Below are 21,520 nucleotides of genomic sequence, written 5' to 3'. Positions count from 1 at the left end.
CGAAGGTGTCGCGAATCTGTTTGATCATGACACCCGCCGTCAACAGCGGCAACTCGGCCGCAGCGGAAGTGACCATGGGACTCTCCAGTCAGATCTGAAAAGCCCTTCATAACATCATGGTCTTAAATTTGGAACTGCTGCGTGGCTCCGGGTTGGGCTTGCTGCGCTACCTGGAACGGGGTAGGATCGGCGGTAGCTGAAGTATCGGAAGGTCGGCTGTCGACTCGCGCGAGAAACAGCAACGAAGGCGCAGACAGTCCTGCGCCTTTACCTTTTGGGGTCCCGGTAGAGCAGCCCTTGAGTGCGTTTGGACTCCAGATAGATCATGCTGGTCGTTTGGTACCCTGACCACCCCTCCCAGACCTGTCCTGCCGCCTTAAACACGGTCACGATGCCGGTCACCTTGTCGCCGATCAAATAGCGCGCCAAGAGATAGAGCGTCAGGTCACCAGCGTGGCCGGCCCGCATCCATATTTCATCAGGCTCCTGGATCGTCTTCACGATGTACGGCACATAGGGCGCCCGGCCTTCCTTGTCGATCTTCGTCTTGCCGGTCTTGTGGTCGGTGAACAAGAGCGAGGAGACCGCCAACCGATGCCCCGTCGGTGCGTCGATCAGGGCCGTTCCGTCGTGGTCCTCGCCGAACTCGGACATGAAGCGATCCAGGTAGAAGCGTTCGCCGCGCCCAGGGGGCAATAGCGCAAGGTCCAGCCGGCGCGGCTCCGGCATCGCCCCCCCGCTCTTCCCGACTGCCTCGATCATCGCTAAGCCGTCCGCAAAATCCTGGTTCTTGCACCACAGTTTACCGCCGCGGCTGCCGCGGGCGAGCTGCGTGCGAGCTGCGTGCTGCCGCACTCCTGTCGCTTGCGCGCAACCGCTTGCTCGATGCCCTTGGTCGGGGCCTCGCCGATGTTGTAGTCCCACCCGGGGTCCGGCTGTGCTGCCTGCCGCGCGGCGGCGGCTTCCGGGTCCTGCATCCGCTTCGCATCGGCCCGCTGGAATTGCGGGGCTTGTCTGTCCGATACGGACACGATACGGCACCGACACATATAGCCCGACGGGGCATACCACTTTTGCCATATAGGGTCATTGGTCCGTGCGATCATTCCATCCATTGCGGAATGAGCCGGTCTCGTCCTGCTGTCGTTCACCGCATCGTACATAAACCATGGGAACGCATCAGTGCCGTAGGTTGGGGTGACGAAGGAACCCCAACGATCCCAGGCGTTGGCCGTTGGGGTTCCTTTGTCACCCCAACCTACCAGGCTACCAGGCTATTCGGCTAACAGCAGATCCCGCAAGGCATGCCCGAGCAGCGCATTACCGGGTCCAGCAAGCCAGGCAGTCACCCAGCCACGGATGTCCGCAACCAGCGAAGCGTCAGGACAGGCCAGGCTGTGTTCGATCATCCGCCGCAACGCCAACTCACCGTGGGCGGCCAGGGCCTCGGCAGCGCCGGGCTCAGCGGCCAACGCACAGAGCAGCGCCGGCACCCGCGGATGGTCCGGCAATCCCACCAGCGCGAGCGTGTGCGGGTGCGGCAGCAGGAACAAGGCGGCGGCGCGCAACTGGTCGATTTTGATCCCCCATTCAGCCGCATCGACCCCCGCGGGCAGGGTCTCCCGCAGTGTCTCGATCCAGCCGATCAGCGGATGTCCGGCCGGGTCCTCACCGGGCGCCAGCAGGGACCGGCCCCCCGCTTCGATCAGGTCGGAAGCCAAGAGCGACAAATCCAAACGGCGCAGGGCGATGCGGTCCGCGAATCGATAGAGATAGCGCAGCCCCGGCGGCTCGACGGCCGCTGAGAGGGCAAGCTGAATCCGTCGCGGATGTCCACCGCTTTCCGCCGAATCGATCGGCGTGCCGTGCGGACGCAGCGGCTGGGTCAGATGGCGCGACCCCGGATCGACCGGATCGGGCGGCTCGAACGCCGCGGCGGACGCGGCTCGCATCCGACCTGGCGATCCAGCACCCAGGCATTCAGGATCGCGGTTCATCAGTGCCTGCGCCAACACCGCACCCCGCTCCATGAACTCCGAGGCGACCTCCGGCGCGGCACCGGATTGCCCGGTGACGACCAAATCCCAGTTGTGCGCCAGATCCGACGGATCGATCAGCACCGCGGGCACCCAGGCGCTCAGTGACAGCCGCCCGGCCTGTTCCGCGGTCAGCGGCAGCAGCAGTGTCGCCAGCGCGGCCGGCGGCAACGGCGAGGCCTGCCCACGCAGCATCACCGGGCGCACCCCGGCCAGCAGGCCGGCATAGAGAGCGGCCACAGACGGCGGGGCCAGCGCCTCCAGCAGGGCATCGATGCCGGCCGCGACCGCCGCCTCCAGATCGGCGCGCGCGATCCGCAACCGCGGGCAGGCGTCCGCGCCCAGCGGTAAAGCATAGTCAGGCCGCTGCCAGTCGCCCTCACTCACCCGGTCCCACCAGGGCCGGTCATCGGCGTGGGCCACGGCCGGCAGCAGCAACAAAGCGGCGAGTGCCGCCGGCACCTCCGCGGACGGTCGGTGCCAGTGCAGCACCTGCTTCTCCAGCACGCCGGCACGCTGCGCCGCGTCCAGGGCGCGGCTGGCGTAGGTGCCGATTGCGAAGTAGTCCTGACCCGCCGGCTCCCATGGCGCACGCCAGGCGGTGGCCCGGGCGGCGCGGTCTTCGCTGCCGATGCGCAGCCGCCGATGCAGGTCCGGCGCTTGACCGGCGAAGCCGCTGCTGCGCGCGATCCAACGGTAATCGGAAGCCTGCCGATGCACCTTGCCCCAGATGCCGATCTCGCAGCACAGGACCTCGCCCAGCAGGGCCGCGGCGCCGGACAGCGCCGGCCACCGGAGCGGATCGCTCATGGCCGCAGCTCCCGGATCAGCCAGTCGATCGGGGCCATCAGATTGAACGGCCGGCCGCTGTTGATGCGCGGCCGCAGGGCCTCGTCATAGAAGAACACGGGCTCGATGGCCCCGTACTGCATCCGCACCCCGGCCGCGGAGACCGGGAACAGGGCGAAGCGGGCAAAGCGGCTCTCCAGGTAATTCAGGAGACGGGCATCGAGATGCGCCGCGGCAAACTCGGCCGGCTCGCGCAGCGCCAGCCGATAGTCCTCCGGGGTTTCGATCAACTCGTCGGCCTTGGTCACGCAGACGGCCACCGGCCGCGGGTCCTGCCCGACCGGTTCACCGGACGCCGCACCCTGCCCGGCGGCCAGCAGGGTCCGCTCGAAGGTATGTGAGACCTCGTTGAAGACCCGATCGTCGCGCCGGTTCGGGTCGAGCAGCAGGATGATCCCATCGGCTTGCAACAGCCGCTCCAACACCTCCTGATGCAGCGCCTCATAGTCGGCGCCGGCGCGGTCCTCGAGCGCCAGCGTCACCTGCTCGCCGGTGTGGCGATGGCGCAGCCGGCAAACGAGGTTGAGTGAGGTGCCCAAGGCCGTGCCGGGCGGAAAGGCGTTCCTGGAATAGAGGGTGTCGCGCATCATCTCGAAGAAGTCCAACCCGCTGTCGCCGGGATAGATATCCCAGTCGCCCCCGTCGGCGCCGCTCAACTGCCAATACAGTTGGCCCAGGAACACGGTCTTGCCGGAACCGGACGGACCCCAGAGCGTCAATCGGGTCGGTTCCGGCGCCGACCCGCCGGGCGCGCCGGATGACCGCGGCACCGTCGTCCGGGCCAAGTCACGCGGGTCGTCGCGAAAGATCGCCGCGGCCATGGCGCTGCCCTGCGCCAGGATCCCGGCATCCGGCGCGGTACCGGTCACCGGATCGACCGCGGCGGGCGGCGGCAGGCTGCCGTCACTGCCGAGGATCAGATCCCAGTGTTGACGCAGCGTCTCCGGCGCTGGACTGGTCGACGGCAGCCAGGCGATCAGTGAGGCGCGGTCCGCGATCACGCGCGGCAATGGCAGCAGCAGCGCGGCCAGCGCGGCGGGGCCGAGTGGTTCGAGCGGCTGCGGCGGAAAGCATCCACGCTGACCGGCCAGCAGACGGGCATACAGGACCCCGAGATCGGCCTCACGAAAGCGGCGGCGCAGTTCCGCCGTGCCGGCCCGGATGGTTCGCAGCAACAGCACCGGATCGACGGTCGGCCGCGGCACCTGATCGACGCCCAGGGTGACGAAGAGGTGCTCCGCGAAAGGGTCACGCTCCCGACCCTGCCACACCGAGTCGTCGACGGTGGCCGCCAGCGGGAGCAGGATCAGGGCACCCAGCACCGCCGGCAAGTCATCGGGGCGCTGCCATTCCAGCACCTGCTTTTCCAGAAAGGGCCGCCCCTGCGTATCCGGGGCGCGCCCCGGATAACAGTGCACCGCCTGATACAGGTTGGCATCGCTGCGCCAGAGCAGGGTCGCACGCACCACATCCTCGCTGCCCAGCCCCAGGTGCCGCGCCAGATCCGAGGTCGGGCCGGAAAACCCGGCGCTGGCGGCGATCCAATGAAAGTCCGCGGCATCGCCCGGCGCCTTGCCGAGCACACCCAGTTCGCAGCGCAGCGCGGTGGGCAAGGTTCGCGGCAGGCCGGCCAATGCGGGCCAACTGGAGAGCGGGTCCTGATCGCTCATTGCAGGTGCGGCTGCGCCAGTTCCGCGAGCTGTCGGCGCAGCCGCGCCGATGGCGGCTGCTCCGGGGGCAGCGCCGCGACTTCGTCGACCACGGCCTGGACCAACCCGTCCCGGGTGCGCCGGACATCCTGCCGCAGGACCAGCAGATGACCCGCGATCTCACGGGCCGCCAGCCGCTGGGCCTGGTGCTCCAGCAGCGCAAGTAGACGTTCGGCCTCCCGGATCTGCCACTCCTGGGCGTGTCCGGGCCAGCGTGTCCCGGTCGGCGGATGCACCAAGGCCTCGACCCGCAGATAGAGGTCCGGACAGTAGCCCTGGAGTGACAGCCCGTTGAACCGGCGCAGTCGCTCCGCCAGCCGCTCGCGACGCTCCGCCAGCCGCCGGGCGGCGGTCGCAAAGCGCTTGAGGAGATGCTCGGCGTGCTCGCTCAACTCGACCAGCGCCGCGATCCGCTCCACGGGATCGCTCAGACGCAACGGGTCCTGCCGCTCCAACTGGCGCAACATCAGTTCACGCTCGCCGCGATCGTTATGACCGAGGCACTCCGCCGGGATGGCGGCCAGGGCCTGCTGCAAGGATGCGGCAGTGGCCTGACGTTCCTGCGCTTCGGCGACCAGCAGGACCTCGACCCGCGCACACTGCGCGCGGACGCGTTCGAGGTGGTCGACGCGCGCGTCCAAGGCAGCGGGAGCCACCGGGGGCGGCGGCGCGAGGTCCAGACCGTCGGCGCGAACCCGCTCCGGGGTGAGCACGGCCAGCGCCTGACCGATGCGCCGCGTGTCGGCACCGATCGCCTCGGCGCAGACGCCGGCGAACCGGGCCTCGGCCTCAGCAAGCCGTCCGGCCTGGTCGTCCAGTCGCAGCCGCTCCTGTTCCAGGCTGGTCCGGCGACTGTCTGAATCGGCCGGCTGGCCGGCCTCCGACCCAAGGTCCAGGTCCGGCACCGGCAGCGCGATCCCGAGTCGCGCGGCAACCTCAGTGAGCCAGGCCGCGCGCCGCTGCAGGGCCGCGCGGGCCGCTTCCAGCGCAGCGTGATCGTCGCGGATCGCCCGCTCCAGGTCATCGAGCGTGCTGCGCAAGACACGCATCCGCTGCACATCGGCGAGCAGGACCAACGCATCTACCCCTTGGCCGGCGTGACTCAAGGATTGGAACGTCTCCTGCGAGCCGGCGAGCTGGTCGTCCCTGTCATCCAATCGGGGGATCAGGCGCAAGGCCTCGAGACGCTGCCGACAGTCGGTCAGGTACTGATTGAAGCGATCCAACAGATCCGTCTCGGAACGCTTGACGCGTGCATGGAAGGCGGCCTTGGTCTCGCGCAGTTGCTCGCACCAGTCCTCGAAATCGCGGGGATTGTCGGGCGCCTCCAGCCGGAGGTCGCGCAGTTGCTCTTCGATCCGCGCATCCGGACCGACCAGCTCGGTGAACAGGGCATAGCGCCCCTCCAGGTCCGTGATCCCGTCGCCGCGGACGGCGGCGGCCTGATCCAACAGGTCCCGCTCCAAGGCCCGGGCCTGATCGAACAGATCCAGGAAGGTGCGATCGTCCTCGCCGGGCCAGTCCCGGCGCTTGGCCATGAAGCGTGTCGACAACGCGGCGCAGGGCTCGGCGTCCGCGCCCAGGACCCGTGCCCAACGGGGCAGGTCTTTGATGATCTTCTCGGTCTCCTTGATCTCGCGGGGTTGCTCGCGGCGTACCAATTGCTCCAAGGGCTCAACCAGCCCTTTGAACTCGGCGCGCCAGGACGCGGTCGGTCCCTCACGACAGAGGCGCTCACCCAGTTCCGGCAGGGCGGCGGTCAGGGCCGCGGTACGCGTCGAGGCCCGCACCTTCGCCAGGGCATCCTGCGCCGTCAGCCACAGGGCCAGGGCCTCGTGCAGCCGGACACTGGCGGCCTCCGCCTCCTCACAGTGGCGCTGATCCACCATCAGGTCATCGTCGGTCCGCGCCTGCCGACCCAGGCGACGCAGCACGGCGCCGATCCGCTCGACCAGCGCCGGAATGCAGTCCGGGGCTTGCAGTGTCCCATCCGTGATCCGCTCCAGGGTCTGCACGATGGCCATGAGCCGCTCATCAATCCGATCGATCCGGTCGAACAGCAAACGGAGCGCCTGGCCGCGGTTGGTCAGTTCATCGACCTGCGGCAACAGCCCCGCGGCACGCTGACCAAGGCCCAGCATGCCGCGCCAGGACCGCGCACCCTCAACCTCGGCCAGCAGCGCCGCACGTTCACGATGAAACGACTCGGCGCCGGGCGGCACCCGAGTCCCCGCTTCGCGCAGTCGATCGTCCAATTCGATCAACACTATCCGGTTGCTTGCCATGTTGCCGGCTCCGTTCCAGGTTGTCACTGCCGCGCCCGTGCAGTGCGTCCAATCGACGCCACACGGCGACAGCGTGGAGCGTACATCGGACCTCGTCCGGGCTCCAGTGCAGAGAGAAACGACGCGATACGAGAGAATCCTCGCGGGTATCATAAGCTCGATTACGACAACGACAACGGCAACGATTGTGTTTCACTGGTTCTTGATTCGTCACTTAAGAAAATGCCAATGACCAACAGCCCCCTGCCAAAGACCGATTGCCTGACCGCCGCCATGTTGACCGTGGGGCAACGCCGCACCGAGCGACTGCGTTTCACCCGCGGCCAGGTCGACACCTACTGCGCCCTGACCGGCGATGCCAACGCGATCCACCGCGACCTGGAGGCCGCCCGGCGGCGGTTTCCGGGGGTGACGAATATCGTGGTGCCCGGCGGGCTGATTCAGAGCACCATCTCAGGAATCTTCGGCACCCGTTTTCCAGGCGACGGCGCACTCGGGCTCACCTTCATCCCCGAGCGCTTCCGCAAGCCCGTGCTCCCGGACGAGGAAGTGGTGGTCACCTTCGAGATCACCCGCATCAAGGGCGCCATCATCGAACTGGAGCTGACCGTTACGGACGTGCAAGGCACGCGTTTGACCAGCGCCACGGCCAAGGTTCTGGCGCCGGACCCGGCCTATCGGGACTGGTGGGAACAGCAAACGCAACGCTGAACGTCCGGGTCAGGGATCCGAACGCAGCGCCCGCATCAGCATCGGCAGATCGCTGACCGGCAACCGCCCGGTCACCTCGACCCCGGCGACGAAGCGCTCAAGTGTGCACACCTGGCAGCGCAGCCCCAGGTCCAGCACCCAGCGGCCGTCAACCAGCAGGGCCGCATGGGTGACCCGCAGCGGCGCACCGGCGATCAGCAGATACTCCAGCCGGCCCGGAGCGTAGCCGTACTGGCGGATCAGCCGATCCGCCTTGGCGACGGCGTACGCCTTGCAATCCCAGTAGTCGAGTCGCGGCAGATCGGCAACTTCGGGCCAATGATCAAGACAACTGTCGCGCGGGCAGGAAGTTGCCTGACGGTTGACCGCGGCATTCACCTGGAGCAGGGCCACGTCGGGCGACATCGGCGGCGCGGGCCGCGTTGCGCAAGCACTGGTCAGCAGCGGGACCAGAAAAGCGAGGACACGAGCGCCCGACACTAAGGCGCGAGCGGATGATCGGCCGATTCGGGCTGGTCCATGGCAACCGATGACCACCGGCGCTCACGGCCAGAAAGGTGAGCATGCGGCTGCCGGATCAGCAACCCGGTCGTGAACCGGTAATACAGCAGGAAGACACCGACAAAGGCGTAGAACCGCAGCGCCTCGGGCGTTCCCAACCAATCGGCGATGAGCCCCAGGCCGCCGGTGGCACAGGTCATGCCAAGCAAGATGGCAGTCACCTGGCCATCGCTGAAGCCGCGGCCGAGCAGCAGATGATGCAGGTGCTGTCGATCGGCGGCAAACGGGCTGCGGCCAGCACCAACACGGCGGACGATCACCGTGATCGTATCCAACAACGGCAGGGCCATAATCCACACGGCGGTGATCGGCGCCATGAGCGCCTGCTCACCCTGCGAAAAATGGATCAGAAACCAACTCAGCACAAAGCCGAGCATGGTACTGCCCGCATCACCCATGAAAACGCTGGCACGGGTTCGCCAAGGATGCCTGAGATTGAATACCAGGAAACCGGCGATAGCCGCGGCCAACACCAGCAGCGCACCAAGATCGCCGGCAGTGGCCGCCGGAGCGCTCAGGCAGAGCACGATCAGCCACCCGGTGACCACAAAGCCGGTCCCACCCGCCAGACCATCCAGCCCGTCGATCATGTTGAAGGCGTTGATCATCCCAATCACGCCGATCAGTGTGAACAGCGCCGCGGCCCAGCCGAGCCAAACCTGGCCCAGTCCCAAAAGATCGCCCAGATCGCCCAGCACCACATGACTGCCGAGGACCATCAACAAGACGGCAATCGCCTGAAACAGGAGTCGCGTGGCCGGACGACTGGAGTGGCGATCGTCGTAGAGACCAACCAAAGTCAGCAGCACCATGCCGGTCAGCAGGACTGGCCAATCCGCGGGCTTGACCGGCAACAGCAGCACACCGAAGCAAAAAGCGGCGCACATCGCCACCCCCCCGACCAGCGGTACCGGATGGCGGTGATGCTTACGGTTGGACGGGCGGTCGACCAAACCCAGGATCGAAGCCGGCCGGCATAGCAGCGCGATCAGGCTGGCGCTGAACACGAAAGTGACCGGCCCCAACCAGGACAGCATTGCGAATGTCACGTCGATGTAATCGCTCATGGGTTAGTCGAAGGTTCTTTGGGCATGTCAGGCCCCGAATGGATTGGTCCGATTCTCCGGCGGGATCGCATAGTCCGGCGTCGGCCCGGCAACACCCGCGACAGGGTCCGCGTGTTGGCGTAAGCGTCGCCCGTCTCCGTTGCGCGTCCGGTGGAAGAAAACCGCCGCCAGAAAGGCAGTGAACATCGCGTTCGCCGTGTTCCGCAGGTTGTAGTCGACCAGGGTGTGCAGCATCATCAGCAACAGCGCGATTCCCGCCCCGACCTGGGCAAACCGCCATAGCGTCCATTCCCCACGCTTCCAGACCCGCCCCCATTGCCGCAGATAGAATAGCAGCCAAACCAGGATCAGCACACCCGCCACCAACCCGAACTCCAGCAGCCATTCCAGGTAATCGTTGTGAGCACGATTGATCGTCACCCCCGGAAAACTGGCCGGGTGAAACCGCCGCAGGACCTCGACGAAAGTGCCGGCACCACTGCCCAGCGGGAAGAACTCACCGATCGCACGCGCCGTCGCGTCAAAGATCTTCCAGCGCCCGTCTTCGAATGGATCCGCATAGGTAAAACGACTCAAGACCGGCACCAGACCGATCAGGCTCGCCAATCCGACCCCGACGGCGGTGAACGTACCGATCAGCCCGTAGGTATTGCGCCCGCCCAACCGATAAGAGAACATCAGCAGGGACAGCAGGATTCCCACCATCGCCAGGGTCACTCCGGCGCGGGAGCGGGTAAAGATCAAACCCAGCAGGATTGCCGTCGTCAGTGCGCCCAGCACCGCGGCCTGGTTGATCCGCGTCACGCTGAAACGCGCCAGCCGCTGCCGCAGGGTCGGCCTGCGCCGCCCCTGACGCCCGGCGGCATGTGGGGGTCGCGTATGCCCGATCGTCGCCGCCAGCAGCGCCAGGCCGACCGGCAGCGCCATTTCAAGAAGGCCGGCCAAGTGGTTACGGTTGCGGTAGGTACCCAAGGCGCTGTCAGTCAGCGCGGGGCTGCCGTACTGGATCAGCCCCAACAACGCCTCCAGGGCAGCGATGCCGAGAAACACCAGCACCAACGCCAGCAACCGCTCCCGGTCGAGTCGCATCGCCACCAAAAATACCGTCAGCGGCGGCAGCAGGGCCAACCAAGCGGCCTCAGTCGCGCTCGGGATCAGCGAGATCGCGCGCCAATCGACACCCATACGGCGATCGTCGGCAAGGCGCATTGCCTCGGCATAAAACGCACGCCCCGGCAGTTCGGCCCACAGCGGCGACGGCACCGGCAGCAACTGAGTCAACGGCAACAGAAACAACAGGACCAGAAAGACCCGCATCGGCCGTGACAGCGGCCGGGCGCGACCAGCGGACGACTCCGCAATGCGCGCTGGTGCCTGCCAAGGCAGAAACAATCCAACAAGGAGCGCCAGCGCCGCCAATTCCATGGTCATCGTCGGCAGCGGTCGCCAGGTTCCCAGGAACAGTGGCGCAAGCACCAGCAGCGCGGCCAACCCGTAGAACAGCACCGCCTCATTGGGAACGGACTCGCGGTGCTCCGCGCCCGTCCCCTGAGCACCGAAACTGGTCAAGGCGCCGACGCGTTCGGGTCTTCCTGTTGCTGCGGCTGCTGCTGCGGTGGCGGCTGCTGCCCGTTCTCCTCTGACTCATTGATGGCCGCAATTGCGCCCACGGTCAGGAACCCCAGTGCCGCGATCTGCGCCGCGCCAAGCGTCACCGCTCCGATCGTGAGGCCGGCCGCTCCGGCCGCGCCGGCCGATGCAACTGCCGCCACCACCGCATTGGCCTGGGCCGCGGGCAGCAACAGGAGAAAACCCTCCGCGGCGCTCTCACCCGAGACACTGCCAATCGCCACGTAAAGATTGGTCAACTGGGATTCGCTCAGTGTCCCGACCAACTGCAACTGCTGAGCGGCGTTGAGACCGTTATAGGCAGTGACCAGCGGCTCGGGGTTGAGCATGTTGAACTGCCCGACCAGGCTGGACACCGCCGGGTCGAGCGTCTGGCCGATGGCCTTACCCTGGAAACCTGCCGTGGTGCGCACCAGCGCCCGCCCGGCACGGCATTGATCCGCACCCTCGATCGTCAGGACGCTGTTGGCCGGCAGCGCGACGGTGCAGCCGTTCGCATACACTACCCGCGCGCCAGCCCCGGCGACGGCCACCACCCGATTACCGGGATACAGCGGCATCCCGTCTTGCGCCGTCTTCATCGCCGTGTCGTGCCCGACCAGCACGCGGCCCTGTAGCTGCTTGAGCGTGGCAGACGGCACCGCTGCACTCGCAGCGACTGCGACGTACCCCGCCAACGTCAATGTCAGACCAACTCTCGTGTATCGTATTCTCATGACCTTGAACCTCCCGCGTTTCCCGAGCCACTGGTTTTGGAGCGTACATCCGTATTATGACCTCATGTTATCACATTGGCGAGCCGCTGTTCGTCATGCCAGGGCGACCAGCAGCAATTCCAAATTTGGGCGGCACCGCGCGACCTCTGGTGGATGCGGCGCGCGCGACCGCCGTGCCGAGCCCCCGAGACCGAGCGGCGCGCCTTATCCACCCTACAACGGAGCCGGTTTCGTAGGGTGGATAAGCGCAGCGCATCCACCATCGGCCTCGCTGCCGACACGCTGTTGGCGGCGGCCACCCAAATTTGGAACTGCTGGGCGACCAGGCGGATCTGTGATCCGACCCCAATCTCATGCCGCGCGACTGAACGCGTCCGCCGTGAGTTGCTCCGGTTCGTTTGACCTTTTACATCAATAAACTATCCGCCGCGGCTGATCGTCAGGTCATCGAACCAGACCCCGCCCTGGCCTTCCCAGTGCACACCGATCTCGTCCTCCTGCTCCAGACGCAGCACCTGGACCGGACAATCCGCCGCGGGAACTTCAAAATTCAGACTGAAGGGCTGCCAGTCATCCTTGCCGCCGAAGGCCTCGGTCGCGGCCAGTGGCTGAGCGTCCGGCCGGTTGCAGCGCACCGCCCAGCGCAATCCTTGACGCGGCGCCAACCCGTCACGCCGCACCCGACCCTGGAGTTGGTAGCGGCCCGATTCCAGGTACAGCGGCTGGTGGACATGCTGGAACCGCGATCCTCGTCCCTCGAACGCCACATGCAGTGACCTGGCACCGCGCGACCCGTAGATCTCCAGGGTCTCGACCAAGGCACCAGGCGAGGGCATGATCCGCCAGTCGAAGCCAATCCCGGTGATGGGCAGTTCAAACCCGCCATTATATAGCAGGCCCAACCCCTCCTGCCCCCGCTCGTCCAGCCCACCGACCCAGGCGAGATACGCGTCCAACCAGCGACCGTCTTTCCACAGGCGGTCCAGGTAGACCCGCCGCTCGACGGGCGACGGCGTGGCGCCCGCCCGAGCGCGTCCCTGATACAGAAACATCACCGTCTCCGGTCGCGGGGCGTGCGTGGCCGCATAAGCGAAGAAGCGTTCCCACCAATCCGGCACCTGCTCCAGCAGCGGCAGCAGCAGTGGCCGAGTGGCCGGATCCCCGGCCAACTTCAGCAGCACCGGGAACAAGGTGCCGGCGGTCGCGGGCCGGGTCCGCAGCAGAACGCTCCAACGCTCCAGCCCGAGCTCCGGCCGGCCATGCGCGAACCAGAACGCGGCCGACCGCGACAGGGCCGGGCTGCGCATCGGCCCCAGGACGTCGGCCGCCTCGACCAATGCGATCGCCTCCGGCAACCGTCCGGCGGACGCCCAGAGTTCCGCCAGCGCCAGATAGGTCATAGCGTTGGTGGGATCGTTCCACACCGACGCCTGGAGCAAGGCCGTGGCCGCCGTCGGCGAGCGCCCCGCCAGCGCCTGCCCCCGCTGGTAAAGTGCTGCCGGGTGGTTGGCACGCCAGCCCAGCGCGGCCGCGGCCGCATCCGGCGTGTCCGCGGCGGCATACTGTTCGGCCAGCCCGACCACCAAAATCCGCCAACTCAACAGCCCCGCCAGGAAGCACAGGCCCCCCAGGGTGATCGCGTTCCTGGAAATTCGCATGATTCGCCCGCCGCTCATTGACTCGGCCAGTCGTAGTCGATGGCCTCGATCAACACCTGGCCATCACGCTTGCGCAGTTTCAAACGGATTGCCCCCCCCAGTTCAGCCAATTGGCCGTTACGGCGTCCACGCAACCACAGTTCGTAACGAGCGGCAACGCTGGCGCTGTCGCCGTGCAGCCCTCGCCGCAGGCCCAGCAATTGCAGTCGCCGGACCTGGAAACCGTTGAACAGTAGACCGTAATCCCGCCGGATACGCTCGCGGTCACTGCCATCCTTACCGCGCGCACCGGGCGCAAATAGAGCCATCACCCCGTCCAGGTCCCCCTGGCGGTAAGCCGCGGTATAGCGATCGATCAGGGTCTCAACCTCCAGGGCGGACAGCGTGGGCTCGCCCGCCGGGTGATCCGCCGGCGCACGGGAGACCGCTGCCGGAGCGGCGCGCACGACCGGGGCCGTGAGTGTCGGCGCGACCTTGGGCTGCACCGGCATGGCCGGCGGCGGCTCGGTTCGGGTCTCTTGAGTCAGCGCGGTCTGCGCCGGCACCACGGGCGGTGCAAGTGATGTCGATACCGGTTCCACGGGGTCCACCGGGACCCGCTCCGCCGGTACCTCAGCCAAGGCCGTCGGCCGGGGCGCCTCAGCCGGCAGCACGCCGATCCGCTGAGCCGACACCAGTTCGAGCGCCGCTGGAGGCACCGGCAGGTCAGGCGGCGGCCGGCGGCCGGATCCAGCCGCCGGGGCGTAAAGTCGCGGCGCGCTTGAAGGCACGCTCAGATGCACCACCCCAACCACCAGCGCGGCCCCGAGTCCACAGCCCCCCAGCACAGCCAAGGGCAACCAGCGGCGCCAGACCGGGGGACGCGGGCGGGGAAGACGCCGGGTCCGCGATCCGGGCAGCCCGATCGGCACCAGCGGCCGGCGCGGCGGCCAGTGACCGACGGCATCCCCGGCCGGCGCGGGCTCCGATTGCTGCAACTGGGCATCGTAGCGGGCCCGTGACTCGGGGTGGGACAGCACAGCCCACGCCTCATTGACCCGTGCCGCATAGCTCTCGGTCCAACTCTCGCGGCCGGCGACGCGATCGGGATGAACCAGCCACATCAGCCGCCGATGGTGTTCCTTGACTTGCTCCAGCGGCGTATCCGGGGTCAGGCCCAGGACACGGTAATGATTGGCGCCGCGCCCGAAACATAGTCGTTGAACCAGGAACCGCGCGGCATCACGCACCTCATCGGGTCGGACACCAAATTGCCGAGCCGCGTCATCGAGTGTCGACCCGGAGCCGTTGGCCAGCGCCAATAACCGATCCATGCCAGGCGGCAGCGACGCGGACGGTGCCAACTGATCTTGATACGCCAAGGGTGTCCGGTAGCACGCCAGCGCCAGCTCGGCAATGTCGGCGGGCATGGTCTGATCGCCTTATTCCGGCAACCGCTTCGCCGTTGCACTCCCGGTATCGCCGTAATAACCGGAGTGATGATAATAGTAATAGTAGCTGCGGTAGTAACCGTAGGCGCCGGCCCGCGCGTCCAGCTTGGTCAGAATGGTACCAAGCAGCGGTACGCGCGCCCCGCGCAGCCGCTTCACCGCACCCTGCACATAGCCGCGCGGCGTGCTGGCCATCTCGATGGTCAACAGGGTGCCCTCGCACAGGTTGCCGATAATCAGCGCGTCGGCCAACCCGAGCAGCGGCGGACTGTCCACGATCACCTGATCGAATTTTTCGGCGGCCAAGGCCAGCAACTCGACCATCCGCGCCGAGGACAGGAGTTCGGCCGGATTTGGGGGCAGAGGACCGGACGGGATGGCGAACAGGTTGGGGATATGGGTGGGCCGGGTAATCTCGACCGGCTGTGCCTCCCCCCCCGCCAGGTAGTTGGTCAGCCCGGCCTGATTCTCCAGCCGCAACGAGCGGTGAATCGAGGGCTTACGCAGATCGCCCTCGATCAGCAAGGTTTGCTTGCCGGCCTGGGCGAACTGGATCGCCAAGCTGAGCGCGCTGGTTGACTTACCTTCGCCCGTCATCGCGCTGGTCACGGTCAGCAGTCGGGGCACACCGCTCGCGGTGGAGAATTGCAGGGCGGTACGCACCGAGCGGTAAGCCTCGGCGAAGGCCGAGCGCGGGTCATCGTGGCCGATCAGCGCGATGGCCCGGTCGTCACCAGACTCCAGGGGCGTCTTGGGGATCACGCCCAGCAGCGGCAGATCCAGCAGCCGCTCCAATTCCTCTGGCCGGCGGAAGGTGTCGTCCAAATGCTCGAACAGGAAGGCCAGGCCGACACCGCCCAGCAAGCCGAGCACCAGCGCCAACAACGCGTTCTGACGCAGGCTGGGCTTGTAGGCAAAGGCTGGAACCTTGGCCTCGTCCACTACCGAGATGTTGTTGGTACCGACCCCGGCGGCCACCCCGACCTCTTTATAGCGCTGCAAGAGGCCGTCGTAGAGTTGGCGATTGGTGTCCGCCTCACGGCGCAGAATGTTGAGCGGGATACTGCGCCCCTGCAGCGACAGCACCTCCTGCTTCATCTTATCGAGGTTAGTCCGCAGCATCGACTCCTCGGCCTTGGCGGCCTCGTAGTTGGACGTGATCGCCGCCCGAATGTTGCCGACCTCCTCATTGATCATGGCGTCGACCTGTTTGATCTGGCCGCGCAACTGTAGCATGGTTGGATAGGCCGGTTTGTAGGTGCTCAGGTTTTCCTGGTACTGCGCTTCCAGCTTGGCCTTGGTCTGCTTCAGATCCTGGATGATCTTGCTTTCGAGCACCTGGGTCAGACCCTGGCCGCGGGTGGCCAGCATCTGCCGGTAAACCGATTCGGCCCCCATCCGCTGCTTGCCGGCCTCGATCAAGGCAGCGCTGGCGGCAGTGAGGTTACCCGTGATGACGCTCTCTTTCTGGTCGACCGAGATGATTTCTTCCCGGCGGGACAAATCGACCAACTCCCGTTCAGATTCCTCCAGCTTGGCCTTGACCTGCTGCAAGCGTTCCTGCAGGAAGTTGCGGGCGTAGGTCGTGGCATCGAAACGCCGCTCCAGATTCAGGTTGATGTAGCTTTTGGCCAGATTATTCAGAATGGCCGCGGCCAGCTTGGGGTCCGGACTGTTGTAGTGCAGCCGCACCAGCCGTGAGTTGCGTACCGGCTCGACCGTCAGGCCGCCAAGGAAGCCAGTGATGACACCCTCGATCCGGTTGCCATCCGCCGCCGCATCCAACGCCCCCGCTGCATCGGCCTCCCGGCTGACCCCACCACTCGGCAGCCAGCCAGCCAACCAGGCTGTGACCTGTTCCATCATCGAGGGCGACGGCGCCTCCGCGGGTTGGTCGGCCAGGCCCATCTGGTCGATCACCCGCTGGGCCAGACTGCGGCTTTTGAGCAGTTCATACTGGGTCTGGAGGTAATCCTGACCGCCGGTCGAGGCGTCGACCGGCGCCACCTCCTCGATCTTGGTCACCTTGATGTCTTCGCGGTCGATCTGCAGGATCAGACTGGCGCGATAGATCGGAGTCATCAGGTAAGTTGCGGTCACCGCGGCCACGACGACGATGACGGCGAAGACGATGATGGTCCAGCGGCGCTTGAGCACCACCTGCCATAGTTCGCGCAGATCGAGACCGTCACTGTCCGACTCTTCCTCATAGCCCGGGGGCAGAGCAGGCGGTGCCGGAATGGGAACACCAGGCTGGCGCTCGATCAGGGCACGGCCCTGCGGCGGCTGGCCGGGATCCGCCGGGATGGGCATGTCGGGCGCGTTCATAAAGGCTTCCGATTCAAATCAGGACAGGACAGGATGAGTGCGGACTATTTGAAACAGCGGTTGACTCAGAGCAGGCTACCGATGACCCAGAACGGAAGGATAAATTCGAACGCCTGTTTGACGCTATCCTTGATCATCGAACTATCGACCTGAACCACGTCCTCACCGCGAATCTCCGGGTCGCGGATCCGGCCGTCGCGGATCGCCTTCAGGTCGAAACTCATGACCGTGCGGGTGCCGTCGGGTTGGGGCCTCAGGACCTTGACCGAGCCGATATTCGCCACGCTGGTCGGGCCCTCGGCACCCGCCACCACCTGCAGCAGCGTCGTGCGGCCCTTGACCGGATAGACACCCGGCTTCTTCACCGCTCCGACGATCGTCACCCGCTGACTGGTGTACTCTTCGATAAAGATGATGACCTGAGGGTCTTGCAGATAGTCCCTGGTGAGCCGCGCGGCAATGTCAGCCGCCAGTTGCTCGCTGGTCAGGCCGGCGGCCTGAACCATGCCGATCAGCGGCAAGCCGATCCTCCCCGTCGAGTTGACCCGCACCGAGCGGTTCAGTGCCTCGATTCCAAAAACCTCGATCTTCAGCAAGTCCTGGGGGCCGATCAGGTAGTCCTGCGTGCCCGCGGCCGGATTGAGTCCGACGGCACCCGACCCGGAATTCGCCGCGTTAAAGGCGAGCGCGGCATCGCCGGACGGCTGGCCCGCACAGGCCGCAAGACCGAGCGCCAACGCACACCAAAGTGCACGAATCAGCACGGGCACGAATGATGACAATGCGAAACCCCGCACGATATTCTTGTGCAAACCCGCTTACCTCAGAGTTCTTCGCGTCGCCGAGCGGAACGCATACGACAGCATTTTGGCGACTTCCGTCAATCGCTTAAGCCGATTGCCGGTAAATCCTGTGGTATAGGATTATCGAGAAATCGCCTAAGATCCGGTTCACTCAGCGCCGATCGAACCAGTTGGCGATCAGCGACCAGCCGCGTCGAACCGTCGGCGCGACCGTTGCCACCCCTGGGGCTGCTATCAAGCTTTCCGGTTCGGAATTTGCCAATATACCACGAGGGCGGGTATCGACGAGTCGATAAGCTTCGTCCGCACCGACCCAGGCTTCTGCGGCGTGCCGACCCTCGGCCAGCAATGGCGGGCGGCGGTTGGCACCATGAGCGTCGGTCGCCAGGATATGTACCCAGCCCTCGTCGAGCAGACGCTCGCCCCAGTATCGGGCGGCCACGCCAAAGCGACCCGTCAGGCTGCCGGCCGTCACCTGCAGCCAGGCCCCCTTACGCGCCAACTCGACAAAAACCTGATACTGATCTTCGATCCAGCTCAAGCGCTCCGGATGGGTGATGACTGGAATATAGCCGGCAGTCAGCAAATTGAAGACGGTTTCTTCAAGCCGCGGCGGGGCCACATGATGGGGCGGCTCGAGCAGAAAGTAGCGGCTGTCACTCAAGGTCGGCACCCGGCCGGAGCGCAAACCCGCGACCAGATCGGGGGCGATATGGGTGTCGGCCCCGAGCGTCAAGCGTAGCGCGATCCCGGCCTCGTCCAAGTCGGTCTGCAGTGCGGTAACCGCCTGACGGATGGCAGGGCCGCAATTTTCGTACATCCCGGGGTAGATATGCGGCGTACAGGCCATGACCTCGATCCCATCCGCCACGGCGATGCGCGCCATGGCCAGCGCAGTCGCCAAATCAGGTGCCCCGTCGTCGACACCAGGCAGCAGGTGTGCGTGCAAGTCAATCATATTTTTTCGGAATCCAGAACCAACCGGAAAGTTTAGGGCCTACCGCCGGTTCCTCAAAATGGTTTCCGACGAAACGAGGATCGACCCCGATAATTCACCACCTGTGTTCCTCGGGTAACGAGCAACCGCGTTTCGACCCGGCCGCGGTGTCGCGGACCCGTGAATCTTCGGCAATGACCAACTGACGCTATCCAGCATGCCGGGCGAGCCTGGCGACACCCCCGACTCGACAGCATTCGCTCTCTTCACCTGCCCCGCCACGGGGCAGATGAGGACGGAGGTCGCGCGGTGTCCTCAGGCAACCAAGTCGCGATAACTGTGCCAGGTGGCATAACCCAAGATAAGTACTTCAAGTGAAATATTTGTAGGCGCCAATAATTGCAAAGCATTGATTTAAAAGAAAGATAAATAATTAAGCGCTCATAGCGAATATATTGATGTACTTAGGGAACAAAACCACGAGCCCAATCCCAAAGGTCGCGACACCGACCGCGGTGAGAATCACGATCAGCGCGGCCCAAAGCGTCATCGCGGCCCAGTTGCGGACCACCGCGCGCGCGCTAGTGCGAATGGCGCTGAGCGGATCTTGATCGCGATCGATGATCAGCGGAACCGACACCGCGCTCGTGACGAAAACAGTGATTGCCAACACCAACCCGATTCCGACGAAAAAGGCCAGTACCCAGGGATCCGCACCGCCACTGAGAACGCCCAGGTAGTCATCCATCGTGGGCGACATGCTGGTGAACTGAACGGCAAAGAGCAGCGCGGCAAGGCGGACCCAAACGACCATCACGAGGGCGAGAAACACGCCATAAAACGCCATGTTGGTCTTGCGGTTGGCCAGCACGGTGAGCGCGGCGCGGATGCTGACCGACTGACCGGATTCGCGCTGCCGGGCTGCCAGGTAGACCCCGGACGCCAGGTACGGACCGATCAGCAGCAGGCCAGTCAGAAAGGCAATCGTGAACCAAGGCAGGGCGCTCACCAGGACGAAAGTCAGGCCGCAAGCAGCGGTAAACAGCAGACCGTAGAGCAGGCCATAGCCCGGTGCGTAACGCAAATCGTCAACCCCAGCCGCGATCCAGTGCAGGGGCGCGAACAGTCCGACCGAGCAGACCCGCGGATTTGCCTGCACGGAGACCGGGGATCGTTGGACCGCGTGAGTATTCATGGCAATATCTCCAATATTTTCAATGGGAAATGGCCGCCTCGATCGATGGACGAACAGGGTATCCGATATTTCAGCCCGGTTGGAGACCGGAAGCCGTCGACCCTGCTTAAGGCAGCCTCGCGGGCTGACTGTGGGCAGGCGGCAGCTGAAACAATGATGCCCTGCTCATGGTATTCATGGACACACCGCTCTCCCGGCAACCGCGCACCACACGACCACGCAGACCCTTGACAGCGGTACTCAGGCGATTTCTGTCAATCGCCTCAGGTGGTGATGGTGGCCGGTTGCGCCAGTTGCCGCGGCCGGCCATCGGCATCGACCGCGACATATACAAACACTGCGTGTGCAACATGGCGCCGACTGCCGGGGTCGGGCTCGCCTTGCGCCCAAATGTCAACCTCCACGCTGATCGACGTGTTGCCGGTACGCTCCAATCGCGCAAACAGCTCGGTCAGGTCACCGACCAGCACCGGGGCAAGAAAGCGGAACTCTTTGACCGCCACGGTCGCCACCCGCCCTTGGGCGATCTGTATGGCGATGGTACTGCCGGCGATATCCGCCTGCGACATGATCCAGCCGCCGAAGATATCGCCGTAGGCATTGGTGTCCGCCGGCATGGCAACCACGCGGATCGCCAACTGCCAGTCATCCAGGGGGCCGTTCTCGGGGTTCGCGGGATCTTTCATCGGGTGTCCTGGAGCGGGGCGTTCAACAGCAGCCATCGTCACCGAAGACGACTGCGTGTTGAACGGCGAAAGAACCGCACCATCGGGGCGCGGTCGCTGGGGTCGGGGCCGCTACACCGCGGCCGCCAGCCGGATTTTCGCATAATCCGGCGCAGCCGGTCAGCCGTGCTTGCGGTACGGCGTTTCGGAGTCCGTTACCGTACAATACGCGGGAAACCATCGGGGCCGTCGATATCAAGCCGACTGGGACACCAGGCCGGATTCACGGTTGTCGCGAGGTTCGCCTAGGTGTGACCGGGCTGTCCGACGCGTTGCACCCGTCTGCACGCCCCTTAACTGCCCGGTGGGCAAGGTGAGTAGGCGGTCAATCACCAGACAACAGAGGATCAATTCGCGTATGTCTTCCAAAAATTTAAGCGGCATGGATTACCAGACCGTGATTGTTGGGGCGGTTGCCCTGGCCATGGCCGCCGGCGTGATCCGCCTGGCGACCGACGCCTCGTTCGCACCCATCGGACCCCCGAGCGATCCGCAGGCGTTAGCGGCGCGGCTCGCACCGATCGGTAAGGTCACTTTGACTCCGCCCCCAGCCCCCGTTACGCCCGCGCCGACAGCTGCCGCGACTGAAGCGCCAGCCCCAGTCGTAGAGGCCGCACCGACACCGGCCGCCGCCGAGCCGACACCAGTCGTCGAGGCCACCCCGGCACCGGCTGCCGCCGAGCCGGCTCCGGTCGTGGAAGCCGCACCGGCACCAGCCGCCGCCAAACCGATGCCGGTCGTCGAGGCCGCACCGGCACCAGCCGCCGCCGAGCCGACACCGGTCGTTGAGGCCACCCCGGCACCGGCTGCCGCCGAGCCGGCTCCGGTCGTGGAAGCCGCACCGGCACCAGCCGCCGCCAAACCGACGCCGGTCGTCGAGG

At 65.8% G+C, this 21,520-nt stretch carries 18 protein-coding genes and 1 pseudogene; 2 read left to right on the top strand and 17 right to left on the bottom strand.

From position 1 onward, the window contains the following. Nucleotides 1–267 precede the first annotated feature (267 nt). From QZY03_RS02305 to QZY03_RS02285, 6 genes and pseudogenes are all read right to left on the bottom strand, one after another. Complete coding sequence (locus tag QZY03_RS02305) at nucleotides 268–762, bottom strand: PBECR2 nuclease fold domain-containing protein (protein WP_295577876.1); 495 nt, start codon at nucleotides 760–762, stop codon at nucleotides 268–270. A 2-nt stretch (nucleotides 763–764) separates the two neighbouring features. Next, nucleotides 765–1,031: a hypothetical protein gene (locus QZY03_RS02300; RefSeq protein WP_295577874.1), complete on the bottom strand. Its 267-nt coding sequence runs from the start codon at nucleotides 1,029–1,031 to the stop codon at nucleotides 765–767. Between the two features lie 3 nt (nucleotides 1,032–1,034). Then, nucleotides 1,035–1,163: pseudogene (locus QZY03_RS31915) on the bottom strand (phage minor head protein); the annotation flags it as partial. A gap of 111 nt (nucleotides 1,164–1,274) precedes the next feature. Continuing rightward, nucleotides 1,275–2,846 (bottom strand): hypothetical protein, encoded by a 1,572-nt coding sequence (locus tag QZY03_RS02295; RefSeq protein ID WP_295577872.1) that lies wholly within the window; start codon nucleotides 2,844–2,846, stop codon nucleotides 1,275–1,277. Then, nucleotides 2,843–4,555 (bottom strand): hypothetical protein, encoded by a 1,713-nt coding sequence (locus tag QZY03_RS02290; protein ID WP_295577870.1) that lies wholly within the window; start codon nucleotides 4,553–4,555, stop codon nucleotides 2,843–2,845. Before QZY03_RS02290 ends, QZY03_RS02295 begins: the two co-directional genes overlap by 4 nt. Further along, nucleotides 4,552–6,879: a hypothetical protein gene (locus QZY03_RS02285; RefSeq protein WP_295577867.1), complete on the bottom strand. Its 2,328-nt coding sequence runs from the start codon at nucleotides 6,877–6,879 to the stop codon at nucleotides 4,552–4,554. The genes QZY03_RS02290 and QZY03_RS02285 overlap by 4 nt, the downstream gene beginning before the upstream one ends. A gap of 228 nt (nucleotides 6,880–7,107) precedes the next feature. On the opposite strand from QZY03_RS02285, the gene QZY03_RS02280 reads away from it, so the two are divergent. Further along, a complete protein-coding gene (locus tag QZY03_RS02280) occupies nucleotides 7,108–7,590 on the top strand; it encodes a MaoC/PaaZ C-terminal domain-containing protein (protein ID WP_295577865.1) in 483 nt (160 codons plus the stop codon). 9 nt (nucleotides 7,591–7,599) lie between these two features. On the opposite strand, the gene QZY03_RS02275 is transcribed toward QZY03_RS02280, so the two are convergent. From QZY03_RS02275 to QZY03_RS02225, 11 genes are all read right to left on the bottom strand, one after another. Continuing rightward, the gene (locus tag QZY03_RS02275) at nucleotides 7,600–7,995 is read right to left on the bottom strand and encodes a hypothetical protein (RefSeq protein WP_295577864.1); all 396 of its coding nucleotides are present in this window, start codon (nucleotides 7,993–7,995) and stop codon (nucleotides 7,600–7,602) included. 74 nt (nucleotides 7,996–8,069) lie between these two features. Continuing rightward, on the bottom strand, nucleotides 8,070–9,218 hold the full coding sequence (locus QZY03_RS02270; protein ID WP_295577862.1) for an MraY family glycosyltransferase: 1,149 nt from the start codon (nucleotides 9,216–9,218) through the stop codon (nucleotides 8,070–8,072). 27 nt (nucleotides 9,219–9,245) lie between these two features. Further along, a complete protein-coding gene (locus tag QZY03_RS02265; protein WP_295577860.1) occupies nucleotides 9,246–10,787 on the bottom strand; it encodes an O-antigen ligase in 1,542 nt (513 codons plus the stop codon). Next, nucleotides 10,784–11,488, bottom strand: coding sequence for a hypothetical protein (locus tag QZY03_RS02260; RefSeq protein ID WP_295577858.1), 705 nt, complete (start codon nucleotides 11,486–11,488; stop codon nucleotides 10,784–10,786). The genes QZY03_RS02265 and QZY03_RS02260 overlap by 4 nt, the downstream gene beginning before the upstream one ends. A gap of 494 nt (nucleotides 11,489–11,982) precedes the next feature. After that, on the bottom strand, nucleotides 11,983–13,221 hold the full coding sequence (locus QZY03_RS02255; protein ID WP_295577855.1) for a hypothetical protein: 1,239 nt from the start codon (nucleotides 13,219–13,221) through the stop codon (nucleotides 11,983–11,985). A gap of 14 nt (nucleotides 13,222–13,235) precedes the next feature. Beyond that, on the bottom strand, nucleotides 13,236–14,630 hold the full coding sequence (locus QZY03_RS02250; RefSeq protein WP_295577853.1) for a DnaJ domain-containing protein: 1,395 nt from the start codon (nucleotides 14,628–14,630) through the stop codon (nucleotides 13,236–13,238). Between the two features lie 12 nt (nucleotides 14,631–14,642). Beyond that, nucleotides 14,643–16,979, bottom strand: a complete 2,337-nt coding sequence (locus QZY03_RS02245) for a polysaccharide biosynthesis tyrosine autokinase (protein WP_295577851.1) — start codon at nucleotides 16,977–16,979, stop codon at nucleotides 14,643–14,645. A gap of 65 nt (nucleotides 16,980–17,044) precedes the next feature. Further along, nucleotides 17,045–17,791, bottom strand: a complete 747-nt coding sequence (locus tag QZY03_RS02240; RefSeq protein WP_295577849.1) for a polysaccharide biosynthesis/export family protein — start codon at nucleotides 17,789–17,791, stop codon at nucleotides 17,045–17,047. Nucleotides 17,792–17,933: 142 nt separating this feature from the next. Beyond that, nucleotides 17,934–18,740, bottom strand: coding sequence for a CpsB/CapC family capsule biosynthesis tyrosine phosphatase (locus tag QZY03_RS02235; protein ID WP_295577847.1), 807 nt, complete (start codon nucleotides 18,738–18,740; stop codon nucleotides 17,934–17,936). Between the two features lie 412 nt (nucleotides 18,741–19,152). Next, nucleotides 19,153–19,914: a DUF2189 domain-containing protein gene (locus QZY03_RS02230; RefSeq protein ID WP_295577845.1), complete on the bottom strand. Its 762-nt coding sequence runs from the start codon at nucleotides 19,912–19,914 to the stop codon at nucleotides 19,153–19,155. Between the two features lie 263 nt (nucleotides 19,915–20,177). Next, entirely contained in the window at nucleotides 20,178–20,600 is a 423-nt protein-coding gene (locus tag QZY03_RS02225; RefSeq protein WP_295577842.1) for an acyl-CoA thioesterase, read from the bottom strand. A gap of 397 nt (nucleotides 20,601–20,997) precedes the next feature. Here QZY03_RS02225 and QZY03_RS02220 point away from each other — a divergent pair. Then, the coding region (locus QZY03_RS02220) for a hypothetical protein (protein WP_295577840.1) at nucleotides 20,998–21,520 on the top strand (523 nt) is incomplete at its 3' end.

Source organism: uncultured Lamprocystis sp. (assembly GCF_903933125.1).
Taxonomy (GTDB): Bacteria; Pseudomonadota; Gammaproteobacteria; order Chromatiales; family Chromatiaceae; genus Thiodictyon.
Note: the sequence above shows the minus strand (reverse complement) of the source record. Positions and strands in the feature narration are given on the sequence as shown.